Raw genomic sequence first — 24,169 nt, forward strand, 5'->3', positions numbered from 1 at the left:
GCCGCGCAACCGATGCAGCTGCGCACTTGCGGGTCCTGCACGTGAATGGAAGAGACAGCGGCGATGCCCCGGCCTGTGATTATTCTTGCAATTGGCTTTCGTCCGGAGCGACGTTGCCGGTGAACTGGCGACCCGTGCAATGTTATCCCGTGCCGGCCGATGCTGCTTGCGCCGGCCGCGAGGATCAAACGCGCGGTTCGACCAGTTCAACCCTGTGAGACCGAAGTCGCGCTCCTCATTAATCGCTAATTCTTCGCCGCTACGCTGGATTACGTGGATGGACGGTGCTCCCCCAAGTACTTCCCCAGTCCGTTCACATCTCGACTCTCCTCAGCCTTGGCGCCGGCCCCGACGGGCTGGCGCACTTTTTACCGCGGCGCCTGGCGCCCTCGTGTTCTACATGTTGCCTTTCCTACCGGAATCCCCGCGAATGTCGCCTAAAATCGAACCGGCAGAACCCGCGCCCGCAGGCGCGCCCCGTTCCTTCCGGAGACGGCAGACTCGCATGATCAAATCGCTGAAAAACCAGCTGGTGATCGCGCTCGGCATTCTCGTGACCGTGATCGGCGTGATTCAGGGCGTGAGTTCCTACAAGCTGAGCCAGGCCGGCACGAACGCCCTGCTCGACACGCGTCTCGTGCAGGTGGCGACGCGCATGCGCGACGGTTTCGCCGAGGGCATTCCCGCCAATCCGTCGCGCGGCAGTCAGGATGACCGCGACGTGGTGGTGGTCGTGTGGAAGCCGGGCGAGGCGGTGCCGTTCCGCACCACCGAGCCGTCGCTGCGCTTTCCGCGCGATGCAGCTCCGGGCTTCTCCAACGTGGTCGCCAACAGCGAGCATTGGCGCATCTACACGCGCCGCGAGCCGACCATGACGATCCAGGTGGCCCAGCGCGCTTCGGTGCGCCACGACCTGACCGAGGAAACCGCCACCCTGGCGCTGTGGCCCACGGTCGTGCTGCTGCCGCTCGTGTGGATCCTGGTCGCGCTGGTCGTGCGCCGCTCGTTGCGGCAACTGACCGAGCTGGGCCGCGAGGTGCAGGGCATCGACACGAGCCATCTCCAGCCGCTGTCGCTGGTCGGCGTGCCGACCGAGATCAAGCCCTTCATCGAGTCGATCAACACGATGATCGAACGTCTCGCGGGCGCCATCGACAAGGAGCGCAAGTTCATCGCCGATGCCGCGCACGAGCTGCGTACGCCGCTCACCGCGCTGCAGTTGCAGGCGGACAATCTGGCGCCGCATATCGCTCCGGGCAATCAGGAACGCTTCCAGGAACTGCGCAAGGGCATCGCGCGCAGCGGCAAGCTGATCGCGCAACTGCTGCGTCTGGCGCGCGCCGATGCGCCCGTGAACGGCGCCGCGCCGCTCGCGCGCGTGGATCTGTCGGAAGTCGTGACGGGCGCGGTCGCCGATGTCCTGCCGATCGCCATCGCCCGTGGCCTCGATATCGGCGCCGAGGAGATGGTGAGCGCGCACGTCCGGGCCATCGAGACGGACTTGGGCATGGCGGTGAAGAACCTGGTGTCGAACGCGGTGCGCTATACGCCCGATGGCGGCACCATCGACCTGCGCATGCGGCGCGATGGCGAACGGGTGTGGATCGACGTGATCGATACCGGGCCGGGCATCGACGAGGCCTTGCTGCCGCGCGTCTTCGACCGCTTCTTTCGGGCCTGTCCGGATATCGAGGGCAGCGGGCTCGGGCTGTCGATCGTCAAGGCGATCGCCGCGCGCTACGGCGGCGACGTCATGCTGCGCAACCGCGATGACGGGCAATCGGGGATCGTCGCGTCGATCGGCTTCGTGACCGAGGCCGTCACGGAAAACCTGACCGCCCCCGATCCCGTCTGCGCCTGAACGAGACGGCGCGAGACGGCGCAACTTGCGCCGATTACAATGCATTCGCTGCGGGACACGCGGGGTGCATCGTCCCGTTGCAATGCCGGCGCGCGAGGCGCGTCATTCCTGTCCGCATGGCGGCGCCGTGCGGTCCGTTGGATTTCACGGGGCGGGGTAGAGCATGCGCATTCTTCTCATCGAAGACGACATCCAGATCGGCACGAGCCTCATGCGGGCCTTGAAGGACGCGGACTATGCCGTCGACTGGGTGCGTGACGGCCAGGCGGGCCGCGAGGCGCTGGGCGCCGCCGACTACACCGTGGTGCTGCTCGATCTCGGCCTGCCGGGCATGAGCGGTATCGAACTGCTGCGGCAGGCGCGCTCGGCCGGCAACGCGACGCCGGTACTGATCCTCACCGCACGCGACGACCTCGATACGCGCGTCCAGGGCCTCGATCTCGGCGCCGACGACTATCTGCTCAAACCCTTCGACATGCCGGAACTGCTCGCGCGCATCCGCGCCGTGCTGCGTCGCAAGGCGGGCTACGCGGTGTCCCGTCTCGGCGACGATTCCATCAACCTCAATCTCGACCAGCGCACGCTCACTTGTGGCGAAACGTCGGGCGTGCTGTCGGCGCGGGAATTCGCGCTGATGCATGCGCTGCTCGAACGTCCCGGCACCATCTTTTCGCGCGACCAGCTGGAAGACCGGCTGTACGGCTGGGGCAAGGAAGTGGAGAGCAACGCCGTGGACGTGCTCATCCATTCCGTGCGCAAGAAATTCGGCGCGAGCGTGATTCGCAACGTGCGCGGGCTCGGCTGGACCGTGATGCTCGGACAGGCCGGCCACGAGGACACCAGGTAACGCACTGGGCCACGCGCAGGTTTCAGCGCCGGTCGCCGTGATGCCCGATCTCGCCGCAAAAATGCATGCTGTACGAATGATCCTGTTCCTCGACCTGCCGCATGCGGCGTTCGAGGTCGGCGAGATCGGTGGAGGAGGACAGATAGTCTTCCTGCGCGTCGTGGCTGGAAAAGAAGCTGCCGAGTGACTTCGAGAAACGTTCGAACATGATGGACTCCCGTCGTGATTAATGGCCTGTACCGCGGGCCGACAGAAGCAGATTAGGCCGCGTCCATTAGCGAAGAATGAGCGCGCGCGGGCACGCGCAATGCGCTTCCCATGGCATGCATCAGCGTTCGCCAGCGCACTGTCGGCGGGGCCGTGCAGCGTGAACGCACTGCCGCGCCGCACCATCCCGTGATATCGTCTTTCATACGGTTTCAAAGCGGGTTTTCAAGCGGAACGCCGCGCGTTTCGCGCATTCATCGATCGTCTTCGTGAAGGCCGCCATGAACGATGTGCCCCGTACCCTCAGTGCCCGCGACCGCATCGAGTTGCTCTGCTGGCTCACGTGCGGCAGCCTCGGCGCGTTCTACCTGAACGGTGTCTGGCCGGCCGCCACCTTCCACGTGCAGGCGGCGCACAAGTGGCTGGACCGGCATCAGCGACTGGCCGACTGGCTGACCATCGCCAAGCTCGCGGCCATCGCGCGGGACATCGCCACGCAGCATTGCGCGCTGCTCGAAGCGGACTGGGCGCGGGATGCCGTCGAAGAGATTCTCGACAGCGAAGACCTCAACTATCAATCGGATGTCGTGCGGCAGGTGTTCGACGATTGCCGCCGGGCGCTCGCGGAGAAGCGGACGCCGGAGTGAGGCACGCTCCTGGCCCGGGCGTTCAGCGGCGATGGTCCTGACCGCGCGCAAGCGTGCAACGGGAGCCGTGCCCGCCCCGCGACGGCGTAGCGGGCGGCGTCTGGAACGCCAGCTTTTCGATTCTCATATCCATAACGTACCTCGCCGCCGAGGTTGCGCCTGGCGGGTTTCATCATCAGCCCATCACCAGCCGGGAGGTTTGTCTTCCTTTGGATGCTGTGTCACGGGCATTTTCAGTAAGCGATCCTGCTGCCGTTTGACAGCCTCCCTAGCGCAAATAACTGTATGAATGTACAGTAGCGCCATCCCTCGTTTTCGCAGCGCCGCGCAACGCGCACTCCCATGTTCCATGCGTTGAAACCTGTCGTTTGCGCATTGGACGCGGCGCACCGGCCGCGCCGATGAACCCGCAAGCTCCGCATCCGGCGCCGCGCCGCATCGCGCATCTCGACATGGATGCGTTCTTCGCATCGGTGGAGCTGCTGCGCTATCCCGAACTGCGCGGCATGGCGGTGGTCGTGGGCGGCGGCCGCAGCGCCACGCCGGAAACGCTGCCCGACGGCACGCGCCGCTTTCGCCGGCTGCGCGACTACGCGGGGCGGGGCGTCGTCACCACATCAACTTACGAAGCGCGCAAGTTCGGCGTGTTTTCCGCGATGGGCATGATGAAGGCCGCGCAACTCGCGCCGGACGCCATCCTGCTGCCCACCGATTTCGAGTCGTACCGCCATTACTCGCGGCTTTTCAATGCGGCCGTCGCCACTTTTACGTCGCAGATCGAGAATCGCGGCATCGATGAAATCTATATCGATGTCGGCGACCTGCCCGGCGAGCCCGCCGAGATCGGCCGCCGCATGAAGGATGCCGTGCACGAGGCCACCGGGCTGACGTGTTCCGTCTGCATCGCGCCGAACAAGCTGCTCGCGAAGATCGGCTCCGAACTCGACAAGCCCGACGGCCTCACCATCCTGACGATGGACGACCTGCCCACCCGCATCTGGCCGCTCGCCGCGCGCAAGGTGAACGGCATCGGGCCGAAGGCGAACGAGCGGCTGGCGGCGCTCGGCATCCATACGGTGGGCGACATCGCCGCCGCCGATCCCGGCTTGCTGCAGACGCACTTCGGCCGCACTTACGCGGCGTGGCTGGCCCGCATCGCGCAAGGCGAGGACGACCGGCCCGTGGTCACCAGCTCCACGCCGAAGTCGATGAGCCGCGAAACCACCTTCGAGCGCGATTTCCATCCGAAGCAGGACCGTGCGACGCTGTCCGCCGAGTTCACCGCGCTCTGCACGCGCGTTGCCGACGATCTCCAGCGCAAGGGTTATGTCGGCCGCACGGTGGGCATCAAGCTGCGTTTCGACGACTTCCGCACCGTCACGCGCGACCTGACCGTGCCGGTCGCGACGGCCGATCCCGTCGAGATTCGCCGCGCCGCGACCGAATGCCTGAAGCGCATCGTGCTCGAACGGCGCATTCGTCTGCTCGGCGTGCGCGTCAGCGCGCTGGCGGGCCACGACGAGAGCGCGCCCGTCGAACCGATGCAGGTGGAACTGCCGTTCGACGCCCCCGGCGAGTGAGCCGGCGCGACAGGCTTATGACGCGCGCAGATAAGCACATGTCAGATGCTTCGTTGTAGGCTGCTGTGCCGCACGCTAGATTGTTCGCTTCCCCGAAGTGACCGATTCGAACCATTCGACCGTGACGACCCTGACCGCTTCTCAAGACGCCGACATTCAGGCATCCGCCGCCGATCAACCCATCGAGATCCGTCCATTCGATGCCCCGCTCGGCGCCGAAGTGCTCGGGCTCGATCTGTCGCGGCCATTGTCGGCAGCTGATTTCGCGCGCATCCATCGCGCGCACCTGGACTACCACGTGCTCGTGTTCCGCGACCAGCGCATCACGCCAGACGAGCAGGTGGCGTTCAGCAAGCGCTTCGGGCCGCTGCAGATCCACGTGCTGCATCAGTTCGGGCTCGCGGGCCATCCGGAAGTGCTGATCGTCTCGAACATCACCGAGAACGGCAAGCCGATCGGCCTGGGCGATGCCGGCCATTTCTGGCATTCGGACCTGTCGTACAAGGACAAGCCGAGCCTCGGCTCGCTGCTGCATGCGCAGGAACTGCCGGCGGTCGGCGGCGACACGCTGTTCGCGAACCAGCATCTCGCGTGGGACAGCTTGCCCGCGCATCTGCAAAAAGCGGTGGACGGGCGCGTGGCCGAGCATACCTATCTGGCCAAGTACGCCGAATTGCAGAAGCGCAGCCCGTGGCGGCCGAATCTCTCGGCGGAACAGATTGCCCAGGTCAAGCCGGTGACGCACCCCGTCGTGCGGACGCATCCGGAAACGCAGCGCCGCGCGCTGTTCGTGAGCGAGCACTTCACCACGCGCGTGATCGGCTTGCCTGAAGACGAAAGCCAGTCCCTGCTCGCCGAACTCTTCGCGCACAGCACGCGGCCGGAATTTATCTATCGCCATCAATGGCAGGCGCGCGACATGGTGTTCTGGGACAACCGCTCGGTGATGCATCTCGCGGCCGGCACGCCCGACGATCAGCGCCGCAAGCTGTATCGCACGACCATCGAAGGCGACGCGCCTTTCTGACCGGTCCACATCAAACACTATTCATTGAATCACGGGGTTTCATCGATGCAGTCTCGCAAAGGGAAGGGCGCTGCGCGCGCACTTGGCGCAGCGCTCGCGCTCGCGCTGGGCGTGACGTCGGCGGGCGCGCAGGCCGAGGGCACGCTGCGGGTGGCCGAGCAGTTCGGCGTCGTGTATCTGTTGCTCAACGTCGCGCGCGACCAGAAGTTCATCGAGCAGGAAGGCAAGAAGGAAGGGCTCGACATCAAGGTCGAATGGGCGAAGCTCTCGGGCGGCGCAAGCGTCAATGACGCGCTGCTGTCTGGTTCCGTCGATATCGCGGCGGCCGGCGTCGGTCCGCTGCTGACCATCTGGGACCGCACGCATGGCCGCCAGAATGTGAAGGGCGTGGCGTCGCTGGGCAATTTCCCTTACTACCTCGTGTCGAACGATCCGCGCGTGAAGACCATAGCCGACTTCACCGACAAGGACCGCATCGCGGTGCCGGCGGTGGGCGTGTCGGTGCAATCGCGCGTGCTGCAATATGCCGCCGCGAAAACCTGGGGCGACAAGGCCTACGACCGTCTCGACAAGTACACGCAAGCGGTGCCGCATCCCGACGCCACCGCGGCGCTCATCGCGGGCGGCACGGAGATCAATGCGCACTTCGGCAATCCGCCGTTCCAGCAGCAGGAACTCGCGGGCAATCCGAAGGCGCACATCGTGCTCAATTCCTACGATGTGCTCGGGGGCCCGAGTTCCGCGACCGTGCTCTACGCCACCGAGAAGTTCCGCAACGAGAACCCGAAGACGTATCGCGCGTTCGTTGCGGGTCTTGCCGATGCGGCGAACTTCATCACGCAGCATTCGGAACAGGCCGCCGATATCTATCTGCGCGTGAACCAGGCCCGGCTCGACCGCGACCTGCTGATCAAGGTCATCAAGGATCCCGCGGTGCAGTTCAAGGTGGCGCCGCAGAACACCTTCGGGCTTGCGCAGTTCATGCACCGGGTGGGCGTCATCAAGAACGAGCCGAAGTCGTGGCAGGACTACTTCTTCACGGATCCGGCGACGAAGAACGGCAGCTGAGACGAGCCGTGCGTTTATCGGCGGAGGTGGATTGGTTATGCGCAATGATTGGTTCGCGCGGGGCGCGTGCGCCGCTATCGTAAGCGTTTGCCTCTCCAGCCTCTCCGCACAATAAACATGGCCGCCAATCCTCAAGCGCTGTATGCGCCGCCACCCGAAGCGCATGCTTCGACGAGCGGCAAGCTGCTCAGCGTGGAGCACGTCTCGCTCGAATACCGCACACGCGAACGGATCGTGCGGGCCACGCACGATGTCAGTTTCGATGTCTACGGCGCGGACCGCTTCGTGCTGCTCGGCCCGTCGGGCTGCGGCAAATCCACCTTGCTGAAGGCGGTTGCGGGTTTCATCGAGCCGGTGGCGGGCAGGATCGAAATCGGCGGGGAACGCGTGCGCGGGCCGGGTGCGGACCGTATCGTCGTGTTCCAGGAATTCGACCAGTTGCCGCCGTGGAAGACCGTCGTGCAGAACGTGGCCTTTCCGCTGCGCGCCGCGCGCAAGCTGGGACGCGCCGAAGCGCGTGAACGCGCGCTGCATTATCTCGACAAGGTCGGTCTCGCCCCTTTCGCCGACGCTTATCCGCATACGCTCTCGGGCGGCATGAAGCAGCGTGTCGCCATCGCGCGCGCGCTCGCGATGCAGCCGCGCGTCCTCCTGATGGACGAGCCGTTCGCCGCGCTCGATGCCCTCACGCGCCGCCGCATGCAGGAAGAACTGCTGCGCCTGTGGAGCGACGAGCGCTTCACGCTGTTGTTCGTCACGCATTCGATCGAGGAAGCGCTGATCGTCGGCAATCGCATCTTGTTGCTGAGCCCGCATCCCGGACGCGTGCGCGCCGAACTCAACAGTCATCAATACACCCAGGAAAGCATGGGGCGCGGCGAGTTCCAGCAGAGCGTCGCCCGCATTCACCGCTTGCTGTTCGAAGAGGAGGCCGCGCAATGAGCACGCCGCATCTGATCGTGCCGCCGGTGCGGCCGGAATATGAAGTCGAGCCGGTCGCGCCCGAAGGCATCGGCCACGAGGCGCCGCTGCCGCTCTCGAAGCGTCTGCTGGATCAGGCCTGGCTGCGCAAGACCTTCATCGCGCTGGTGTTGATCGGCTTGTGGGAGATCGCGGCGCGCAGCGTCGACAACGACCTGCTGCTGCCCACCTTCAGCGCGACCTTTATCGCGTTCGTGCAGGGCATTGCGTCGGGCGAGCTGATCGAGAAGATCGGCATCTCGATGTCAGTGCTGCTGCGCGGCTATGCGCTCGGCGCGCTGCTCGCGTTCGTGCTGACCTCCCTGGCCGTGTCGACGCGCATCGGCCGCGACATCCTCTCGATGCTCACCGCAATGTTCAACCCGCTGCCGTCCATCGCGCTATTGCCGCTTGCGCTGCTGTGGTTCGGCCTCGGCACCGGCAGCCTGCTGTTCGTGCTGGTGCATTCGGTGCTGTGGCCGCTCGCGCTCAACACGTATGCGGGATTCCAGGCGGTGCCCGCGACCCTGCGCATGACGGGCCGCAACTATGGCCTGACTGGTCTGCGCCACGTGCTGCTGATTCTCGTGCCGGCCGCGCTGCCTTCCATCCTGGCGGGCCTGCGCGTGGGCTGGGCGTTCGCGTGGCGCACGCTGATTGCCGCGGAACTCGTGTTCGGCGCGAGTTCGGGCAAGGGCGGCCTTGGCTGGTACATCTTCCAGAACCGCAACGAGCTCTACACGGATCGCGTGTTCGCGGGGCTGGCGGCGGTCATCGTGATCGGTCTGGCGGTCGAGCATCTCGTCTTCGACACCATCGAACGCGTCACGGTGCGCCGCTGGGGCGTGCAGCAGTAAGCGGTGTTCAAGGCGCGTTCAGGACGTCGCGCCGTCTTCGGCGCGAATGAAGTCGATGAACGCGCGCAACGGCCCTGGCATATGCGCGCGGCTCGGATAGTAGAGGCGCGGACCGGTGAAGCTTTGCCACCACGGCTTGAGCACCGGCACGAGCGCGCCGCTTTCGATGCCGCCGCGTACGAATTCATCGAAGGTATAGACGAGCCCCAGGCCTGCCGTGACCGCGGCGCGCGCTACTTCCACCGACGACGTCACGAGCGGCCCTTGCGGCGCGATCCGTAACGTTTCCTTGCCGCGCACGAATTCCCATGCGGCGAGGACTCCGCTGTCGAACCGATGCCCGATGCAGGCGTGATTCACGAGATCGCGCGGATGCTTAGGCTCGCCGTGCGCGGCGAGATACGCGGGCGCGGCCACCGCGACGAAGCGCTGGATGCGCGGCCCGATGGGCACCGCGATCATGTCGCGCTCGATGCTTTCGTCGTAGCGGATGCCGGCGTCGAAGCCGGCGGCGAGAACGTCGATGAAGCGGTCCGTCGCGCTGATCTCCAGCTTGATGCCTGGATGCGCGGTCAGAAAGCGCGCGACGATGGGCGGCAGGATCTCGCGCGAGACGATGCGCGGCACGTTCAGGCGCAGCGTGCCGGTGGGGCTGTCGCGAAAACCGTTCACGGCATCCAGCGCGCTGGCGATCTCCGTGAACGCGGGCGCGAGCCGTTCGATCAGCCGTTCGCCGGCTTCGGTCGGCGTGACGCTGCGCGTGGTGCGATTGAGCAGCCGCACGCCGAGCCGCGCTTCCAGCCGGCGCACCGCCTCGCTCAGCGAAGACGCCGATACGCCCCGCAACAGCGCCGCCTGCCTGAAGCCGCGCGAGCGCGCGACCGCCAGGAACGCGTGGAGATCGGACAGATCGGGTTCGTTCATTGTTCGCCTCTGCGCACAGCCCATTCGGATTGAGGTGGATTATCGCACGCGACCTTTGCTCCCATAATGGTCTCCATCGCCGCCGTTCGCGCGGCGCCAGTCCACAGGAGAGAACCACCATGGAATCACGCAGACTTGGCGGGACCGGACCGCAAACCGGCGCCATCGGGCTTGGATGCATGGGCATGTCGGGGGTGTACGGGCCGTCGGATCGCGCGGCGGGCATTGCCACGATCCACGCCGCGCTCGAAGCCGGCATCACGCTACTCGACACCGGCGACTTCTACGGCATGGGCCACAACGAACTGTTGATCAGCGAGGCGCTCAAAAGCGCGCCGCCGTCGCGCCGGGATGCGGCGATCCTGAGCGTGAAGTTTGGTGGCATGCGCGACCCGGCGGGCAACTTCATCGCGTTCGATGGCCGTCCCGTTGCAGTGAAGAACTCGCTCGCCTATACGCTGCAACGGCTGGGCGTCGAAACGATCGATATCTATCGCCCGGCGCGGCTGGATGCGAACGTGCCGATCGAGGACACCGTCGGCGCGATCGGCGACATGATCCAGGCGGGCTACGTGCGTCATGTGGGGCTGTCGGAAGTCGGTGCGCAGACCATTCGCCGCGCGGCCGCCGTGCATCCGGTGGTGGACGTGCAGATCGAGTATTCGCTGATCTCGCGCGGCATCGAGGAAACGATCCTGCCCGCGTGCCGCGAACTCGGCATCGGCATCACGGCGTATGGGGTGCTGTCGCGCGGACTGATCAGCGGGCACTGGGGCGCGTCGGCGCCGCAAGCCAACGACTGGCGCGCCAACAGTCCGCGGTTCCAGCAGGGCAACGTCGAACGCAATCTGGCGCTGGTCGACGCCTTGCGCAAGATTGCGGAGGCCAAGGGCGTGAGCGTGGCGCAGCTTGCCATCGCCTGGGTGCTGGCGCAGGGCAAGGACATCGTGCCGGTGATCGGCGCGCGGCGTCCTGAGCGCTTGACGGAATCGCTCGCCGCGCTCGATGTGACGCTTACGCCGGATGAACTCGCCGCCATTGAAGCGGCAGTGCCGAAGGGCGCGGCGGCCGGCGATCGTTATGAAGCCGTGCAGATGGCGCATCTCGATAGCGAGAAGGGTTGAGGGCTGTTCGGCTTCATTCATCAGGCCACTGACGACTGGAGGTTTTCTCTCTGCTTGCTGGTTGCCGCGAGCGTGGGCGTCGCGGTTTTCGCCTTTCTCGCGGGGCGTGCGCGGACGATGGTTTGATGGGCGCAGCGGGTGGGTTGGCGAGAGCGTATCGATGTGCGCTCAGGGCGTGCGTGGTTTGCGCAGAAACACCCACGCATTGAACGCTGCGCCGGCGAACATCAGCACACTGGTCATGACGAAGACCGAGCGCATGCCCGCGTGCGCGGCGATGAAGCCGCCCGCGAGCGGCCCCGTGACCTGGCCGATGTACTGCGCGGACGTCGCGTAGCCGAGGATATAGCCGACCGTGTGATCCGGCACGTTGTGACGCACGACGCTCGTGATGGCGGGCAGCAGTCCGCCGAGCGCGAGTCCCATCAGGAAGCGCAGCACGACGAGCTGGGTGCCGTTGGTGACGAAGGTCTGCGGAATCAGCAACACGCCGCACAGCGCGAGACAGCAGACGATGACCTTGGTTGCGCCGATGCGATCCGCGAGCCGTCCGATGCGCGGCGCGGCGAGCACGCTGCCGAGGGCGGCGGCGGACATCACGATGCCGGCGACCAGCGTGACCTGCTTCGGGTCCTGGACGAGCTGCGCCACGTAGATGGTGATGATCGGCTCGATCGACATGTTCGCGAACATCAGCAGCATGGCGCTCGCGAGCATGGCGAAGACGGGCGTGAGCAGCGGAATGTCGCGCCAGCCGCCGCCGCGCCGGGATGTCGAGGGATCCGGTGCGCGCCGCTCTTCCTTCACGAAGAGTGTCGTCATGATGAACGAGCAGAAGATCAGGCCGCCAGCGAGAAAGAAGGTCGAGCGGATGCCGATCAGACCCGGCAACAGTCCGCCGATCAGCGGTCCGACCAGGTTGCCCGCCATCATGCCGGCGGCGTGCGTGCCGAGCGCCCACGCGGTGCGATGCCTGGGCGTCTGGGTGGCGATCATGACGATGGCGCCGCTCGCGTAGCCGCCGACGAGCCCGGCGAGGAAGCGTATCGCCACGAGTTGCCAGACTGTCTGTACGACGCCGAGCAGGGACATCGTGATGGCCATGCCGAGGCTGGCGCGGATCAGGATGGGTTTGCGGCCGTAGCGGTCGGCGAGCCGGCCCCAGAGCGGTGCGACGAGTCCTGCGCCGAGAAAGGTTGCGCCGAACGCGACGCCGGACCACTGCACCGCCGCCGCCTCCGACGACGCTCCCAGCTGCTGCACGTAGAGCGGCAGGAAGGGGAGCAGGAGGGTCATCGCGACGACGGTGGTGAAGGAGCCGAAGAGGCAGATGTAGAGATTGCGTTGCCAGTGAGCGGAGACGTCGGATGGTGACTGGGACGGCGAGGCGGACATGGGAAAAGGGGGGAGTGGAGCGGTTTTGCCGTGACTGTGGCAGATTTTTAATTGTTCTGCTGGCCGCCGAAAAGCCGGCGCCTTCTTGAGGCACGCAAACTGCGTGCGCCTGACGGCCCGATTCCGATCGTTCGATGGAGAGATTCCGAGTGAAGATCGCGACATTCAATATCAATGGCATTCGTCCGCGGCTCGCTGCCCTGCTGAGCTGGCTCGAACGCGAAGCGCCCGACATCGTTTGCCTGCAGGAGTTGAAGGCCACGGATGCGCAGTTTCCCGCGGAGGCCATTGCCCATGCGGGATATGGCGCGGTGTGGCATGGGCAGCCGTCGTGGAACGGTGTGGCGATCCTTGCGAAGGGCGCGGAGCCGGTGCTGAGCCGCAAGGGCGTGCCGGGTTTCGAGGACGATACGCATAGCCGTTATATCGAGGCGGCGGTGGGCGGATTGCTGATCGGCTGCCTGTATCTGCCGAACGGTAATCCGCAGCCGGGCCCGAAGTTCGACTACAAGCTCGCGTGGTTCGAGCGGTTCAACGCGCATGCGCGGGCGTTGCTGGGCAGCGGCCATCCGGTGGTGCTTGCGGGCGACTACAACGTCGTGCCGACTGACGAGGACATCTACAACACGCGTTCGTGGAAGAAGGATGCGTTGCTGCAACCGGAGAGCCGCGCGGCCTATGCGGACCTTCTAGGGCAGGGCTGGACGGATGCATTGCGCAAGACTTTTCCGGACGAGCGCATTTATACCTTCTGGGATTACTTCCGCAATCACTGGCAGACCAATTCGGGTTTGCGCATCGATCATCTTCTGCTCAGCAAGGATCTTGCGAAGAAGCTGACGGGCGCGGGCGTCGATACATGGGTGCGCGGCGAGCCGCATGCCAGCGATCATGCGCCGACGTGGATCACGCTCAAGACCTCGCGTAAGCGTGGTGGCTAGACGCGCTCGGCGCGCGTGGCGGGCAGCGATGCGAGGAATTGCATGACGTGGTCGCGGCCGCCTTGGGTCCACACGTTGAGGTGATCGGCGCCTTCTATCAGCGCGATGCGCTTCTCGCTGCGCGCTGCGTCGTAGAGGCGCTGGAACTGGTCGGGCGGGATGACGCCGTCGGCGGTGCCACCGTAGATCAGGAGCGGTACACGGACGGAGGCGATTTTTGCGAGACTGTCGTAACGGTCGCGGGCGAGCGTGCGGACGGGGAAGAGCGGGAAGCGTCGGGCGGCGACGTCGACGATACTGGTGAAGGGCGCTTCCAGGATCAGCGCGGTCAGGGGTTGAGTTTGTTCGCTTGCAAGCTGGACCGCTACGCCGGAGCCCAAGGAGTATCCGTGCAGGACGATGTTCTTCGAACGTGCTGAGACGAATGAGTACGCTGCGCGGGCATCGGCGTAGAGGCCGGGTTCGCTCGGTTTGCCTGGGTTGCCGCCGTAGCCGCGGTATTCGGCGAGCAATACGCCGTAGCCGGCGTTGATCAGCTCTAGCGCGATGTGGGCTCGCTGGAAGAGGTCTTCGCCGTTGCCGTGGAACAGGATAACCGTCGGCAGGGACGAGTCAGGCGCGGATGCATAGCGAAGCGTCAAGTTGAGGCCATCTTCCGTCTTCAGTTGCATGGGTTCCGTGCGGGCTTCCAATTGTTCACTCGTGAACGTCTGTATCCGTTCGAGCGGATAGACGAGGCGCCCCTGCAGCCAGTAAAGACCGCCCAGCGCGATGGCGTACAGCGCGGCGAGTACAGCAAGAAGCGTCCAGAAGGCTGCAATCATGGGCGTTTGGGATGGCCTGACACGCGTCAGATTTTAAAGTCTCTTCATGCTGATCGGAACTTTATCGATTGCTGCTTAAAACGGCAATCACCGTCAAATGGTTGCTGACTATTTGTAGATTAGTGTCAGGGTGAAAATCAGGCAGTGATCACGCTGTTAGGATGAGCGGCATAGTCAGACGATCGATCGACGCGGTCGCTACACAAGAGCTACTCAAATGCGGTGCACCGGTCGCACATCTCCTGCCCTCTTCCCTACCTTTGCGGTTCAGGTTCTGATGCGTCGGCATGCCCCGCATGTTCCGCCGGATTCCTGATCGCAATCATGCATTCGGAACGTTTTTCACTCGTCACGCGTTCAATACCGTGCACCTGCCAGCAATGTCCCAGGGGCGCCGTATGCGTTCGCCGGCGGGATACGCATACGCGCTGCACCGATTGATTGCCATACATGCCCATAACGGTGATCTGATATGCCAGTTTCGCTGAGCTTCGGTCCTCAATTGCCATCAAATTCGAGCCATGTCGGAGCGAGACGAGGCGCTCGCGCGGAATCCTCCGCGTATCCGTCCAGTCTTCGAACTGGTCCGATTGATGACGAGGCGGCGGATGCGTCGCCGGGAACTGGCAGAGGCATTGGGCTGGCCGACGTGGTGAAGCCAATCGCGGGCACCCTTGTGCTCGAAATCGTGCAGGTCATATTCAGGCCATATCGCGAAATCGAGACGTCCTACCGCGACTTGAAGAGGTTGTTTCTCGGGTTTGAACAATTCGATGTGCCGCAATGGGAAAGCGCCCTCAAGGACGTGTACGCGCTTGTCTGCAAGCATCTATTGCTGCTTCCGGATGATATGCAGGTGCGGTTGAGTTCCTCGATGTCGGCGCTGCAAAGCGTGCTGCAACTCTGGAGAACCTACCGGTCGCTCCGGGACGTTGTCGCGGATGCGACGCTGCCGGGATCGGACAAGCCGGGACTGCTATGGTCCATCATTGAAAAAAATGAGTCGATTGCCGAACTGATTCCCGACTCGATCAAGGCAACGATCGAGCACACTCTGGATTGGCAAAAAAGGTTCAACCTTTACTACCTTGAGCTGCAAAGGTTTCAGGCTGGCATCACGGACATTGATGCTTCTGCAGGTGGAGAACTGATCCTGCGCAAGGCCAACGCCAACGTGGCATTCAGCAATTGCGTGTCCAAACTGCCAGGCCCGCTGCAAAACTACCTGGCCGTTCCGCCCGCATTGGGTCAGTCCGAGCAGGCTTACATCCAAAAGCTCCAGGGCCTGCGAACGCGCTTCGACAACATTGCAGCTGTTTCCGGAATCCACGATGTGCTGACCCGGATCGAAACCTTGGCATCGGAAGGTCTGTTCGAAGCAGACGTCCGCGAGGCGGCCTCCTTCACGGCATCTACGAGCCAGATCTTCTCCGAGATGGATCAATGGCTCGTCGACTTTGATGACGTCCTCAAAGCGCTTGCCGGTCTGTTCACGGCCAAGTCCAAGTCGGAAGCGCTGCAAGGCGTGCAAGCGATCATCAGCAAGCCCTGCATGACCACATTTCTCGGCGCGCGCTTGACCGAATCTCTGAACGTCTGCATGTCGGTGCTTTGTAACATTGGCGACTTGCTCGATGACGGGCGCAGCCTTTACGCACGTCTCGAATCAATCTGCCGCAAAGACGAGCCGCTCCTCAAGAAGCTCGGGGCGATAAAAACCCTCATCGACTGCGAGACGCAGCTCCCCCGCGATTTCAAGGAATCGATCGTGGACGTCGTGCCGACGCTCGGGAAGGTGTCGAGCAGCCTCGCGGCGGTCAGCCTGAATCCGGATGCTCACGTGATCGGCAATCTGAACGAAGCGTTCATCGCGCTGCTCAACTTGGTACAGAGTGAGCCGATGGGGTACGTGCTCGGCCCTGAAACGATACAGAAAATAGTGCTTCTGATCGATCCGGTTCGGCGTGGTCTGCTGACGGCCGGGCAGTTCATTCACATTGTCGAGACGGGACAAGGCTTCGAGGATTACCTGAAGGGTATTCTGAAGATGCTCGGATCCGAGAGTGTGCTTGAACAGGTGATGGGGCCTGTATTCAAGTCTGTCTCCGGCCTCTCATATCTGACAACGTTGGCGCCGTGGGCGGGCAAGCTGGCTTCGGCGGAGTCCATGGCCGAGCGGCTCAGTATCCTCGCGGCGCTGCTGGCTGATCAAGACGTTGCGGCCCGGGTTGCGCAAGACTTGCCTGCTCAATACAGCGAGCCGCTACGTGCCGCGAGCAGACTTTTCAGAAGTATGTCGGTCTTGCCGGCCTCGGATTCGGAGCAAAACCGCCTGGCCGCGTTGCGTCAACATATTCTCAACCCGGATGCCTGGAGAACGCTGATTGATTCAACGATCATGGATCAATGGAGCAAGCTCGTATTCCCCAATGATGCCGTGCTGGAGCGACTCAGGCTCTTCCTGCCGTTGATCAACTCACCGTGCTTCAGTGTGAACGACATCTACTCTGTCGTGTCTGCCCGCGGGGTCGTGCAAGCCGCGCAACATGGCTTGTCCGGCTTGCTTTATCACGTTTCGGACGAGCGGCTGCATGGTGTTGGAGCGGTCGCGAGCGCGACGTTGGGTTGCGCGGCGGATCTCATGTCGGATGATCCAGCGACGTGTCAGCGCGTCAGGGAAATGCTGACTCGTGCGTTGGAGAGCACGCTCAGAGAGGTCGGGGTGCGCTACATCCGCGTGGCCAATCCCACGGCGGCGCTGGTCACGGATGCTTTCTACAACATCCTTTTGAAACCGGCTGTTGAGAAATGCATCGAGGGCGGCGCAGCGAGTTTGGCGAGCGGTGACGCTGAAACGAAGCGCGTGATCGCCGAAGTCATTCTTGATACGCTCAGGAGCGCCTGCCCCAGCAAGGCAGAATTCCTGGCACGCGTCAAAAAATACTTTCGGTCATCGCCCGCCATGGCTGCCTACGTAAAGTTCGGCGCGTACATCGTCGACGAACTGAGTTCGCATGTATGGACCGTGCATCTGACTTTCGATTTGTTTCTGCTGATGCACGCCGAATCGGCGGATCAGGCGCAGCGGGCAAAGAGTCTCGCGCAGACCCTCATGGAGATGGACAGGCTGGGTCACGCATGGGTCCGGCCATATATGCAATTGATTCCATTCATCCCGGATCTGCTCGCGGCGCGCATGCATATCGGGAGAAACCTGCCGGACGCCGAATCGTGGCTGGAATGGGGCGCCGAACTCAGTGCCATTCTGGCGGACAACAATGATCCTTCGGTTATTCGCTTGCGGCGAAGCGTTGCCGATTATGTGGCGTCATTGCTGACCGATGGTTTCAGGCGGCTCAGTGGCCAGGAGGAGTCCGATGGCCATCCGAAGGACGCTCCTCCCAAGCGCGTTCCATTGGGTCCTCCACGTTCGAAATTGCGATCTCTCGTTGATTTGACAGAAAAAGCCGCCGACGTCGCGGCGATCAGCATCAAGACGTATGCCCCTTCGGCATTGCAGATGAGGAACCTTCTAAAAGGGCGTAACCCTGCGCCACCGGTAGTCCAGAAAGACGTTCTTTTGAGCGAGTGGGACTCTGAGGGAAGTTTCGCGCACATCGGGATCAAACTCTTGGACGACGAGAAGCGTGTCATCGTCGGCACCTCGAATAATGATATTGAAGTCTTCGAAAAGCCGTCCGGGCGTTTCATTCTCGTGGCGAGCCGCGCTTACAAGATCTGCCGGGATACGGCACAAGATGTCTATCGTCTTCTGAAACCCGGCAGTAGCAGCGCCGTGTACATCGCTGCGAATCCAGCGGTTGTCCATCGCGATGGGCAATGGTTTGTCTCCTTGGCGCCGCCTGGCGGCGCCGGAGCGGGCGGCGACGAGGAGTTCATCACGAATGAGATAAGCGCTGAATCCGCAAAGAGGTTCAGCACGGTTGATACGGATGACGCGGAAGACGAGCAGGACGCCTCCATTCAGGACCTTTGGTCATTGCTGGGTCGTATCAGATCGGGCACGGAGCCGGAGAAGGACGTCGACTGCCCGCGGGATCTGGAAAATTTTCAGATGACTGCCGACATGTACCAGATGTTTCTCCAACGCGCGGGAGGCGGTCAGACAGCTTCGTTTGGCGGGGTATCGATATTCACCGTCGCTGGGGTATTGGGCGCGCTGGGCGTTGCGGGTCTGCTTTTTTATGGTGTGACCGGACAGACGCCATATTCGCGTGTGCCGACACGCGAGACGGTGACGGGGAGCGCGGACTCTACGGCTGAAACGGATGACATCAGCACCGAGCCGGACGTCGAGCAGGGCCTCGCAGCTGGCACCCCGCGGATAAAAATTCGGCGCCGTCGATTGCAAACAGTGTCGCGCGTGTCGCTGTGGATGGGCGTGAGTCTGATCGCTGGCGGCGCGCTTATCGCGTTCGTCCCTTGGCTTCGATCCAGACTGCAACAGCCTCGCAATGAGCCGTCGAATGAAGATGAGAACGAAGCACTCAATCTCTCTTCCAGCGCGGATGCTCCGCATGTCATCGAATCCCGCGCAGTGACCAACGTGGGTGAGAAAACAAAGGGCAGGTCGAAGTTGGAGGAGCGATTGAGAAACGAGACGGCCTATGCGGTGGTCGGGCCGAGCGTCGCGTTGCCACTGAATATTGATACTCAACTCGGCCGCTACAGCAATGGCGCGCATTACGTCGATATTGCCGGCCGACAATGGAAGATCGATCAACTGCGCGGCCATGCGCCGGCGGATCCCCTCGTCGGCGATCCGCTTATTCGATTCCGCGGAACATTGCAGTTGGTGAGCGGCGGAGGAATCGCGGTGGTCTACCAGGAAAAGCTGGGATGGCAGTACCTGCAACAATGGAAAAACAAAGTCTACGCGGAAGCCACGCCGGAGACTCCTTCTGATTACGTCGAGCATGATGTCGCAGCGGCCAAAGGCAAGCATCGGAGTCATTTGTTCCTCGAGTTGCTTGCCAATGCCCATCCCGGGCCTGAGCCGATTCCGAGTGACTTGTTTCGCCGGAAGTCCGGCGCATTGCCTCAACGGCTGTTTCAGTCCAGGGAGGGATCGGGCGAAAAGTATTTCATCTGGGTCAGGGAGAGCACCTATCTGCCAATCGTTTGGTGGCGCGTCGATGGCCACAAACCAAAGCCGAAGATGAGAAAAATCCAGGCCGCCGGGATCGTGCGCTATTGGCAGGATGACGGGGAGAGTGAGCATTCGATGCTTTTGGTCTACGACAACACTCGGGATTGGACGCCGGCGTATTTCCTGGGAGGAGAAGTCAATATCTTCGGCTCCTCCGTGAGCTTCCGTCGCATGTCGTCCCGATATGACGCAACGGTTCGACCGGATGCTTTACCTGCAAAGCACGGAATGGTTGACCGGATCGCGAGATTCAAATTCGCCGCGGAGCAAGCACATAAGCCCTCTTCCGCCACGGGCATGACCGCGACAGCGCAGACGGATGTTTACAGCGACGCTACGGGGGCCTTCTATTACAAATGTGAGTCAGGCTATTGGCAGCTTGATTGGAATGAAGTCAGTCGTCCACCCTCTGTTTTCGCGGCGCCGGACGTCACGCACCATGGTTACATCCGCTATCAGCAAAGCGGTGCGGAAGCACGGCTGCACGTGCTTTACAGTGACAAGCTCGGTCTCGTGCCCTCGATGCTCGACTGCGATGGCAAGGTGACGTCCATGACGGAAGAAACCGGTACCGCGCACTGGGCGCCCACGGAGTCGTTGATGAAGCTGGTTCGCTCATTCGAGAAAGCCGGGGCGCTTAACTACGCCGAACGAGCCGACGGTCAGCCAGGCAGGCTGTACTACGACTATCTCGAATCCTCCGAGAAGCTCTATATGTATCTTGACCACTCCTTTTGGGCGTTCGAGTGGATAGGAGTCGGCAGGGGCCTGCTGCATGCGGCGTGGGCCGATGGCACACCTTGCGATGTCGTGATAGCCGTGTACCACGACACCTGGTCGTTGGGATGGGACGCGGAGTCGGCGCCGCGTTGGTTCGAAGCCTATATGAAACTCGTCCTGACGAAGGGCGAGTTGGGCCTGTTACTTTCGCAAACCACGGAATCAAGTCTCGCCCATCATCCGCTGGACAACGCCAAGGCGATCGTCAAACGGATGGCGAGCGCGTTGAGCGTCTGTGAAAAGCAATATCGTCAAGAGAAGAAAAACGAGGAATGGATTTCCGTGATCGTGCTGAGCGCGCAGTTGATCGCGTTTTTTTCGGCGCGATCGAGCGCCGACGGCATACTGGATCTCGGATTGTCTGACGAGATCTACAAAATCCTCGGCCGAATCTATCCCTCACGTTTGATCGAGGACCAGATCGACGTGTCGATCATAAACGAGATCATGGAAGGCGATACCGTTCCGGAAAACAGTCTCGAGCGGATCAAGAAAGAACTCAATCTGGTCGATGTGGAAATGGCCTATCTGACTGCCGAGACGGCGAAGACGCAAGCCCTCCAAAAACAAGCGAAAGACATGTTGGACCATCGCCAGGGTAGCGTCAGCCCCGACTACGAAAGCAAATCGCCAGCGGAGAAATTTGTAGAAGATATCGGCGTCGGCTTCCAGCGGCTATTGGACGCGTTCAGCCGGACGGCCGATGCAATGCACATCGTTGAATGGGCGGGCCGCTATGTAACGTGGCTTACTAAAAGGCACAAAGAGTTGGATGACAGACGGAATGCACTGACTGAGCGCCGCGAGTTGATCAGAATGCCTGAGCGATACGTCGAGACTTTCAAAGCCTACGTTGCAGGACTGGAGACGGGGAAGAAATATGAGGAGAAGTATCGAGTCGTACTCTCGAATATTCGCGCGGCAAGGGAGTCGAAAATGGAGTCCGCATTGCTTCATGCCATCTACGCGGGCGCCTTGGCGGAACTTGCAACCCGACGTGGATCGCTTCCGGGCTTTTCAATGTCCGGCGGCGAGCTCGCGGCGGCGCAGTACTATCTCCTGAATCAGCTGCGGGCCCAGTCTCGGCTCTATCTCCTGATTGATAAATTGGGAAACAAGCTGAAAAAAACTCAATATACCGTCACGCGCACTTATTGTGATATTTTGCGATGCCTGGAATCAGCCATCGCCATCGAGCGGGCAACGGATAATGCGGACCTGGATTTTGTCAATGCCGATACAGCCATTCTCGCCGCCATCATTTTCCAGATCAATACAAATGGAAAATCAATCACTGAAGTAGAGCAGCTGTCCTATGCACAACTCCTGCGCGAATTCAAGGAAAAGGCTCGCTTGTTCCACCCCTATGCAGTCTTTCCGAAGAAGCCTGAGAATTACAAGTTCATGTTTGAGCTGTTGCCGTCTTCCCTGATGGGAGAAGACAATAGTCGCTATACAAAAAACGATGAGCAGTTCGAGAATTATAAAAAAACAAGTCTTCCGTACGATTGCGGTACCGTAATCCGAAACGCGCTGGAATCCGCACAGATCGATTTCGATAATTTTTATAACATTCGGGAGATCATCGGACTGGATTTTCCAGAGCTGAGTGTACGCATACATTATATCAAACTGGCGGATAATTCCTGGCTTTACTTTGCATTCGTGAGGGGCAGCACGAGCGAGAAAGTGGAGGCACTTCAAACGGAAGACAACGCGGCAACCATACTCCGGGGGCTAAGCACGAAGATGATATGGATCAAGGGCGATCCCGGCGCCTGCGGCAAAGAAACAGAGAATTCGAAAAAGGTGGAGAATTCGGAGGACGTAGAAAATTCCAAAGACACGTCGTGCGACCAGATTCTGACTTTCCTGAGCCATTTCTTCAATCTTGCGGCGAAAAGAACGAAAACAAGCGAGTCAGATCCCAAGTGCTTCTTCGGGAAGGTGACTACTTATCTGGGGATCGGAAAGGATAAAGAACATCAATGGCTATGGAATTTGGAGGCGGACAACGATGCAGCCTCCCGAAATAAGGTCCCGGAAACTGAACTCTTGCGCTATTTATTCAATGAAACGCGCCGCGATATGAATGAGTTGATTGATCAGTTCAAGACTTCAATGTTCGAATTACACTTGACGGACAAGGTGATCGGATTTTTTGTTCCGTTCTATTCCGAAATCCGAAAACAGCAACTGGATGAGAACTACAGCATCGATCCCATGTCCATCATGCTTGATTCAGTTTCCCTGGCTCTCACAGTCATACCATCCGCGCATTCAATGAGCTTGACTGTGAAAGCAATCGCTTCGAAGCCATTATGGCAGTTTGGCAAGAACAGCGGATGGCGCGGACGATTCGTAGTGTCTCACGCTGTGTCACAGAGCGGAAAAAAAGCGCTCTGGAGTCTTGGAAAGGAATTTTTCAACCTGACCTATCACATCTTCAATCCGCTCTCATTTCCTTTCAATCCACTGACCTTGGATTTTGCTCGCCTGACAAAGAAAGGACTGGTTCCGGTGGCGACGAGGAGTCTGGCTGACATCTTTTCGGACGTACACCTGGTGAAAGGCTTCCTGGACAAGATGTTCCTTCCGATCAACTTGAATACAATGCAGCCCAGTTCGCCGCTCAATCACCTGCCTCTCGACCAGGTAGGCCCCGGCCTATTTTGCCAGACGACATCAACCAGTTTGCAACCGAAGACGCGCACTTTCTACATCAAGTCAGGAAACGCGGTGCAGCGGGTCGTACTGAATCAGGAGTACAACTATTTCGCGCTTCAGCAAAGCAATGATGGTCTTCTGCAGGCGCTTCGCAGGCGTTATTCCGATTGGGTAGGAGACACCGTGCCGGTGCCGGTGGGCAGTGTCGTCGAGCCGGACAGGGTAGGCACGGAACTTTGGAACAAGCCCGAGCGAGTGCAGCGGCTTTTGCGCAACTTGCGTGCAGCGGAGAGCGAGGCAACGATGGTTCTGAAGCTCGCGCTGCGCGTGATGAAGAAAGAGTCTTATGCTGAAAAGACGAAGCAATCCTTCGATTTGGCATGGGGTGAATCGACGGAGTCGGCCCTGAAGAGCTTCGAGTTGAATGCCCAGAACATGCTTGATTATCTGGAATCTGTCAGCCTCATCACGGACATAGCGTATCTGGGCGAGTCGCAGGGGAACCTCCTGTCCGCCATGCCCGGATCAGCGTTTGACATCAGGCGAGTATCCGACATCCAGTCGACCGTCTGGAGGGAGGACATAGAGGAGGGTTACAGTCAGTATGCTGAGACGATCACGGGTCCTGGCTTCCTGCTTGAGGGGAATACCTGGAAAGAGGGAAAATACATGGCTCGGCAGACGATCATTCCGCTGGTTATGCGAGATGATGATTTCGACCCCATGGAGTATGAACGTTTCGGCACGGCGTATCTGGTTCGGTTGAATCACATTACGCGGTGTCTGATTCGTGAAGCTTTTGTAGCAACCACGAGCAGCAAACGCGTGGAGAGGACCTGGGAAACGCTGATGAAGACGTTTCGGGCGCAGCTTGAGCGTGAAAAGTTGGCTGACAAAAGGACTTTCTTTAGCCGCCTTTCCCGGACCTACGGCATTTTTCTGCACGAGGACAAGCCGGTATTTGCCAAAACAACGAAGACCTTCATGGACAAATTGGCAGATTCCCTCAATCCTTCGGGCCACGAGATCGGAATCGACGTTTCGCCCCTGCTGGAGCCTGTTCACAGACCGGCTTCGGCTTCTTTGGAGGGTTTCATGCCTCCCGTCAGCGCGCCGTCAAGCGAGGCCGTGCGGGACGCGGTGGCCAATCCCGACAACTTCTCTCTGCTGGTCTATCTGTTGAGCGACATCCACGCTGACCCGGACAGATTCAGTGCTTTCACGTACAGCTTCAAGGTATGGAAGTCGCTGCCTCAGACGCGGAAACTTTATTGGAGATGGTTCGAGTGA

General features: G+C 61.3%; 15 protein-coding genes. 11 read left to right on the plus strand and 4 right to left on the minus strand.

Annotated elements, in window-relative coordinates; genetic code table 11:
• Positions 1 to 505: 505 nt before the first annotated feature.
• Together QCE62_RS28300 and QCE62_RS28305 are read left to right on the plus strand one after the other, a co-directional pair.
• Complete coding sequence (locus QCE62_RS28300; protein ID WP_309925669.1) at positions 506 to 1,861, plus strand: ATP-binding protein; 1,356 nt, start codon at positions 506 to 508, stop codon at positions 1,859 to 1,861.
• 163 nt (positions 1,862 to 2,024) lie between these two features.
• Positions 2,025 to 2,708: a response regulator transcription factor gene (locus QCE62_RS28305; RefSeq protein WP_309925670.1), complete on the plus strand. Its 684-nt coding sequence runs from the start codon at positions 2,025 to 2,027 to the stop codon at positions 2,706 to 2,708.
• 22 nt (positions 2,709 to 2,730) lie between these two features.
• On the opposite strand, the gene QCE62_RS28310 is transcribed toward QCE62_RS28305, so the two are convergent.
• The gene (locus QCE62_RS28310; RefSeq protein ID WP_309925671.1) at positions 2,731 to 2,916 is read right to left on the minus strand and encodes a DUF3563 family protein; all 186 of its coding nucleotides are present in this window, start codon (positions 2,914 to 2,916) and stop codon (positions 2,731 to 2,733) included.
• 280 nt (positions 2,917 to 3,196) lie between these two features.
• On the opposite strand from QCE62_RS28310, the gene QCE62_RS28315 reads away from it, so the two are divergent.
• The 6 genes from QCE62_RS28315 (at position 3,197) to QCE62_RS28340 (ending at position 9,054) form a co-directional block, all read left to right on the plus strand.
• Entirely contained in the window at positions 3,197 to 3,562 is a 366-nt protein-coding gene (locus QCE62_RS28315; protein ID WP_309925672.1) for a hypothetical protein, read from the plus strand.
• 401 nt (positions 3,563 to 3,963) lie between these two features.
• Complete coding sequence (gene dinB, locus QCE62_RS28320) at positions 3,964 to 5,142, plus strand: DNA polymerase IV (protein ID WP_309925674.1); 1,179 nt, start codon at positions 3,964 to 3,966, stop codon at positions 5,140 to 5,142.
• Positions 5,143 to 5,272: 130 nt separating this feature from the next.
• Entirely contained in the window at positions 5,273 to 6,169 is an 897-nt protein-coding gene (locus QCE62_RS28325; RefSeq protein WP_309927482.1) for a TauD/TfdA family dioxygenase, read from the plus strand.
• 45 nt (positions 6,170 to 6,214) lie between these two features.
• Positions 6,215 to 7,237 carry an ABC transporter substrate-binding protein gene (locus QCE62_RS28330; protein WP_309925677.1) on the plus strand — a complete coding sequence of 341 codons (1,023 nt, stop codon included), beginning with the start codon at positions 6,215 to 6,217 and terminating at the stop codon, positions 7,235 to 7,237.
• Positions 7,238 to 7,354: 117 nt separating this feature from the next.
• Positions 7,355 to 8,179 carry an ABC transporter ATP-binding protein gene (locus QCE62_RS28335; protein ID WP_309925679.1) on the plus strand — a complete coding sequence of 275 codons (825 nt, stop codon included), beginning with the start codon at positions 7,355 to 7,357 and terminating at the stop codon, positions 8,177 to 8,179.
• Positions 8,176 to 9,054, plus strand: coding sequence for an ABC transporter permease (locus QCE62_RS28340; RefSeq protein ID WP_309925681.1), 879 nt, complete (start codon positions 8,176 to 8,178; stop codon positions 9,052 to 9,054). The genes QCE62_RS28335 and QCE62_RS28340 overlap by 4 nt, the downstream gene beginning before the upstream one ends.
• A gap of 18 nt (positions 9,055 to 9,072) precedes the next feature.
• Here the strand turns inward: QCE62_RS28340 and QCE62_RS28345 are convergent, their stop codons facing one another.
• Positions 9,073 to 9,978 (minus strand): LysR family transcriptional regulator, encoded by a 906-nt coding sequence (locus tag QCE62_RS28345; protein ID WP_309925683.1) that lies wholly within the window; start codon positions 9,976 to 9,978, stop codon positions 9,073 to 9,075.
• Between the two features lie 119 nt (positions 9,979 to 10,097).
• Between QCE62_RS28345 and QCE62_RS28350 the strand changes: the two genes are divergently transcribed.
• The gene (locus tag QCE62_RS28350) at positions 10,098 to 11,102 is read left to right on the plus strand and encodes an aldo/keto reductase (RefSeq protein WP_309925687.1); all 1,005 of its coding nucleotides are present in this window, start codon (positions 10,098 to 10,100) and stop codon (positions 11,100 to 11,102) included.
• 168 nt (positions 11,103 to 11,270) lie between these two features.
• On the opposite strand, the gene QCE62_RS28355 is transcribed toward QCE62_RS28350, so the two are convergent.
• A complete protein-coding gene (locus tag QCE62_RS28355) occupies positions 11,271 to 12,497 on the minus strand; it encodes an MFS transporter (protein WP_309925689.1) in 1,227 nt (408 codons plus the stop codon).
• A 134-nt stretch (positions 12,498 to 12,631) separates the two neighbouring features.
• Between QCE62_RS28355 and QCE62_RS28360 the strand changes: the two genes are divergently transcribed.
• Complete coding sequence (locus QCE62_RS28360) at positions 12,632 to 13,438, plus strand: exodeoxyribonuclease III (RefSeq protein ID WP_309925690.1); 807 nt, start codon at positions 12,632 to 12,634, stop codon at positions 13,436 to 13,438.
• On the opposite strand, the gene QCE62_RS28365 is transcribed toward QCE62_RS28360, so the two are convergent.
• Complete coding sequence (locus tag QCE62_RS28365) at positions 13,435 to 14,262, minus strand: alpha/beta fold hydrolase (protein ID WP_309925691.1); 828 nt, start codon at positions 14,260 to 14,262, stop codon at positions 13,435 to 13,437. The genes QCE62_RS28360 and QCE62_RS28365 overlap by 4 nt on opposite strands.
• A 472-nt stretch (positions 14,263 to 14,734) precedes the next feature.
• On the opposite strand from QCE62_RS28365, the gene QCE62_RS28370 reads away from it, so the two are divergent.
• Positions 14,735 to 24,169, plus strand: coding sequence for a hypothetical protein (locus QCE62_RS28370; RefSeq protein ID WP_309925694.1), 9,435 nt, complete (start codon positions 14,735 to 14,737; stop codon positions 24,167 to 24,169).

The sequence above is a fragment of the Caballeronia sp. LZ033 genome (assembly GCF_031451265.1).
In the GTDB taxonomy this organism is placed as follows: Bacteria; Pseudomonadota; Gammaproteobacteria; order Burkholderiales; family Burkholderiaceae; genus Caballeronia.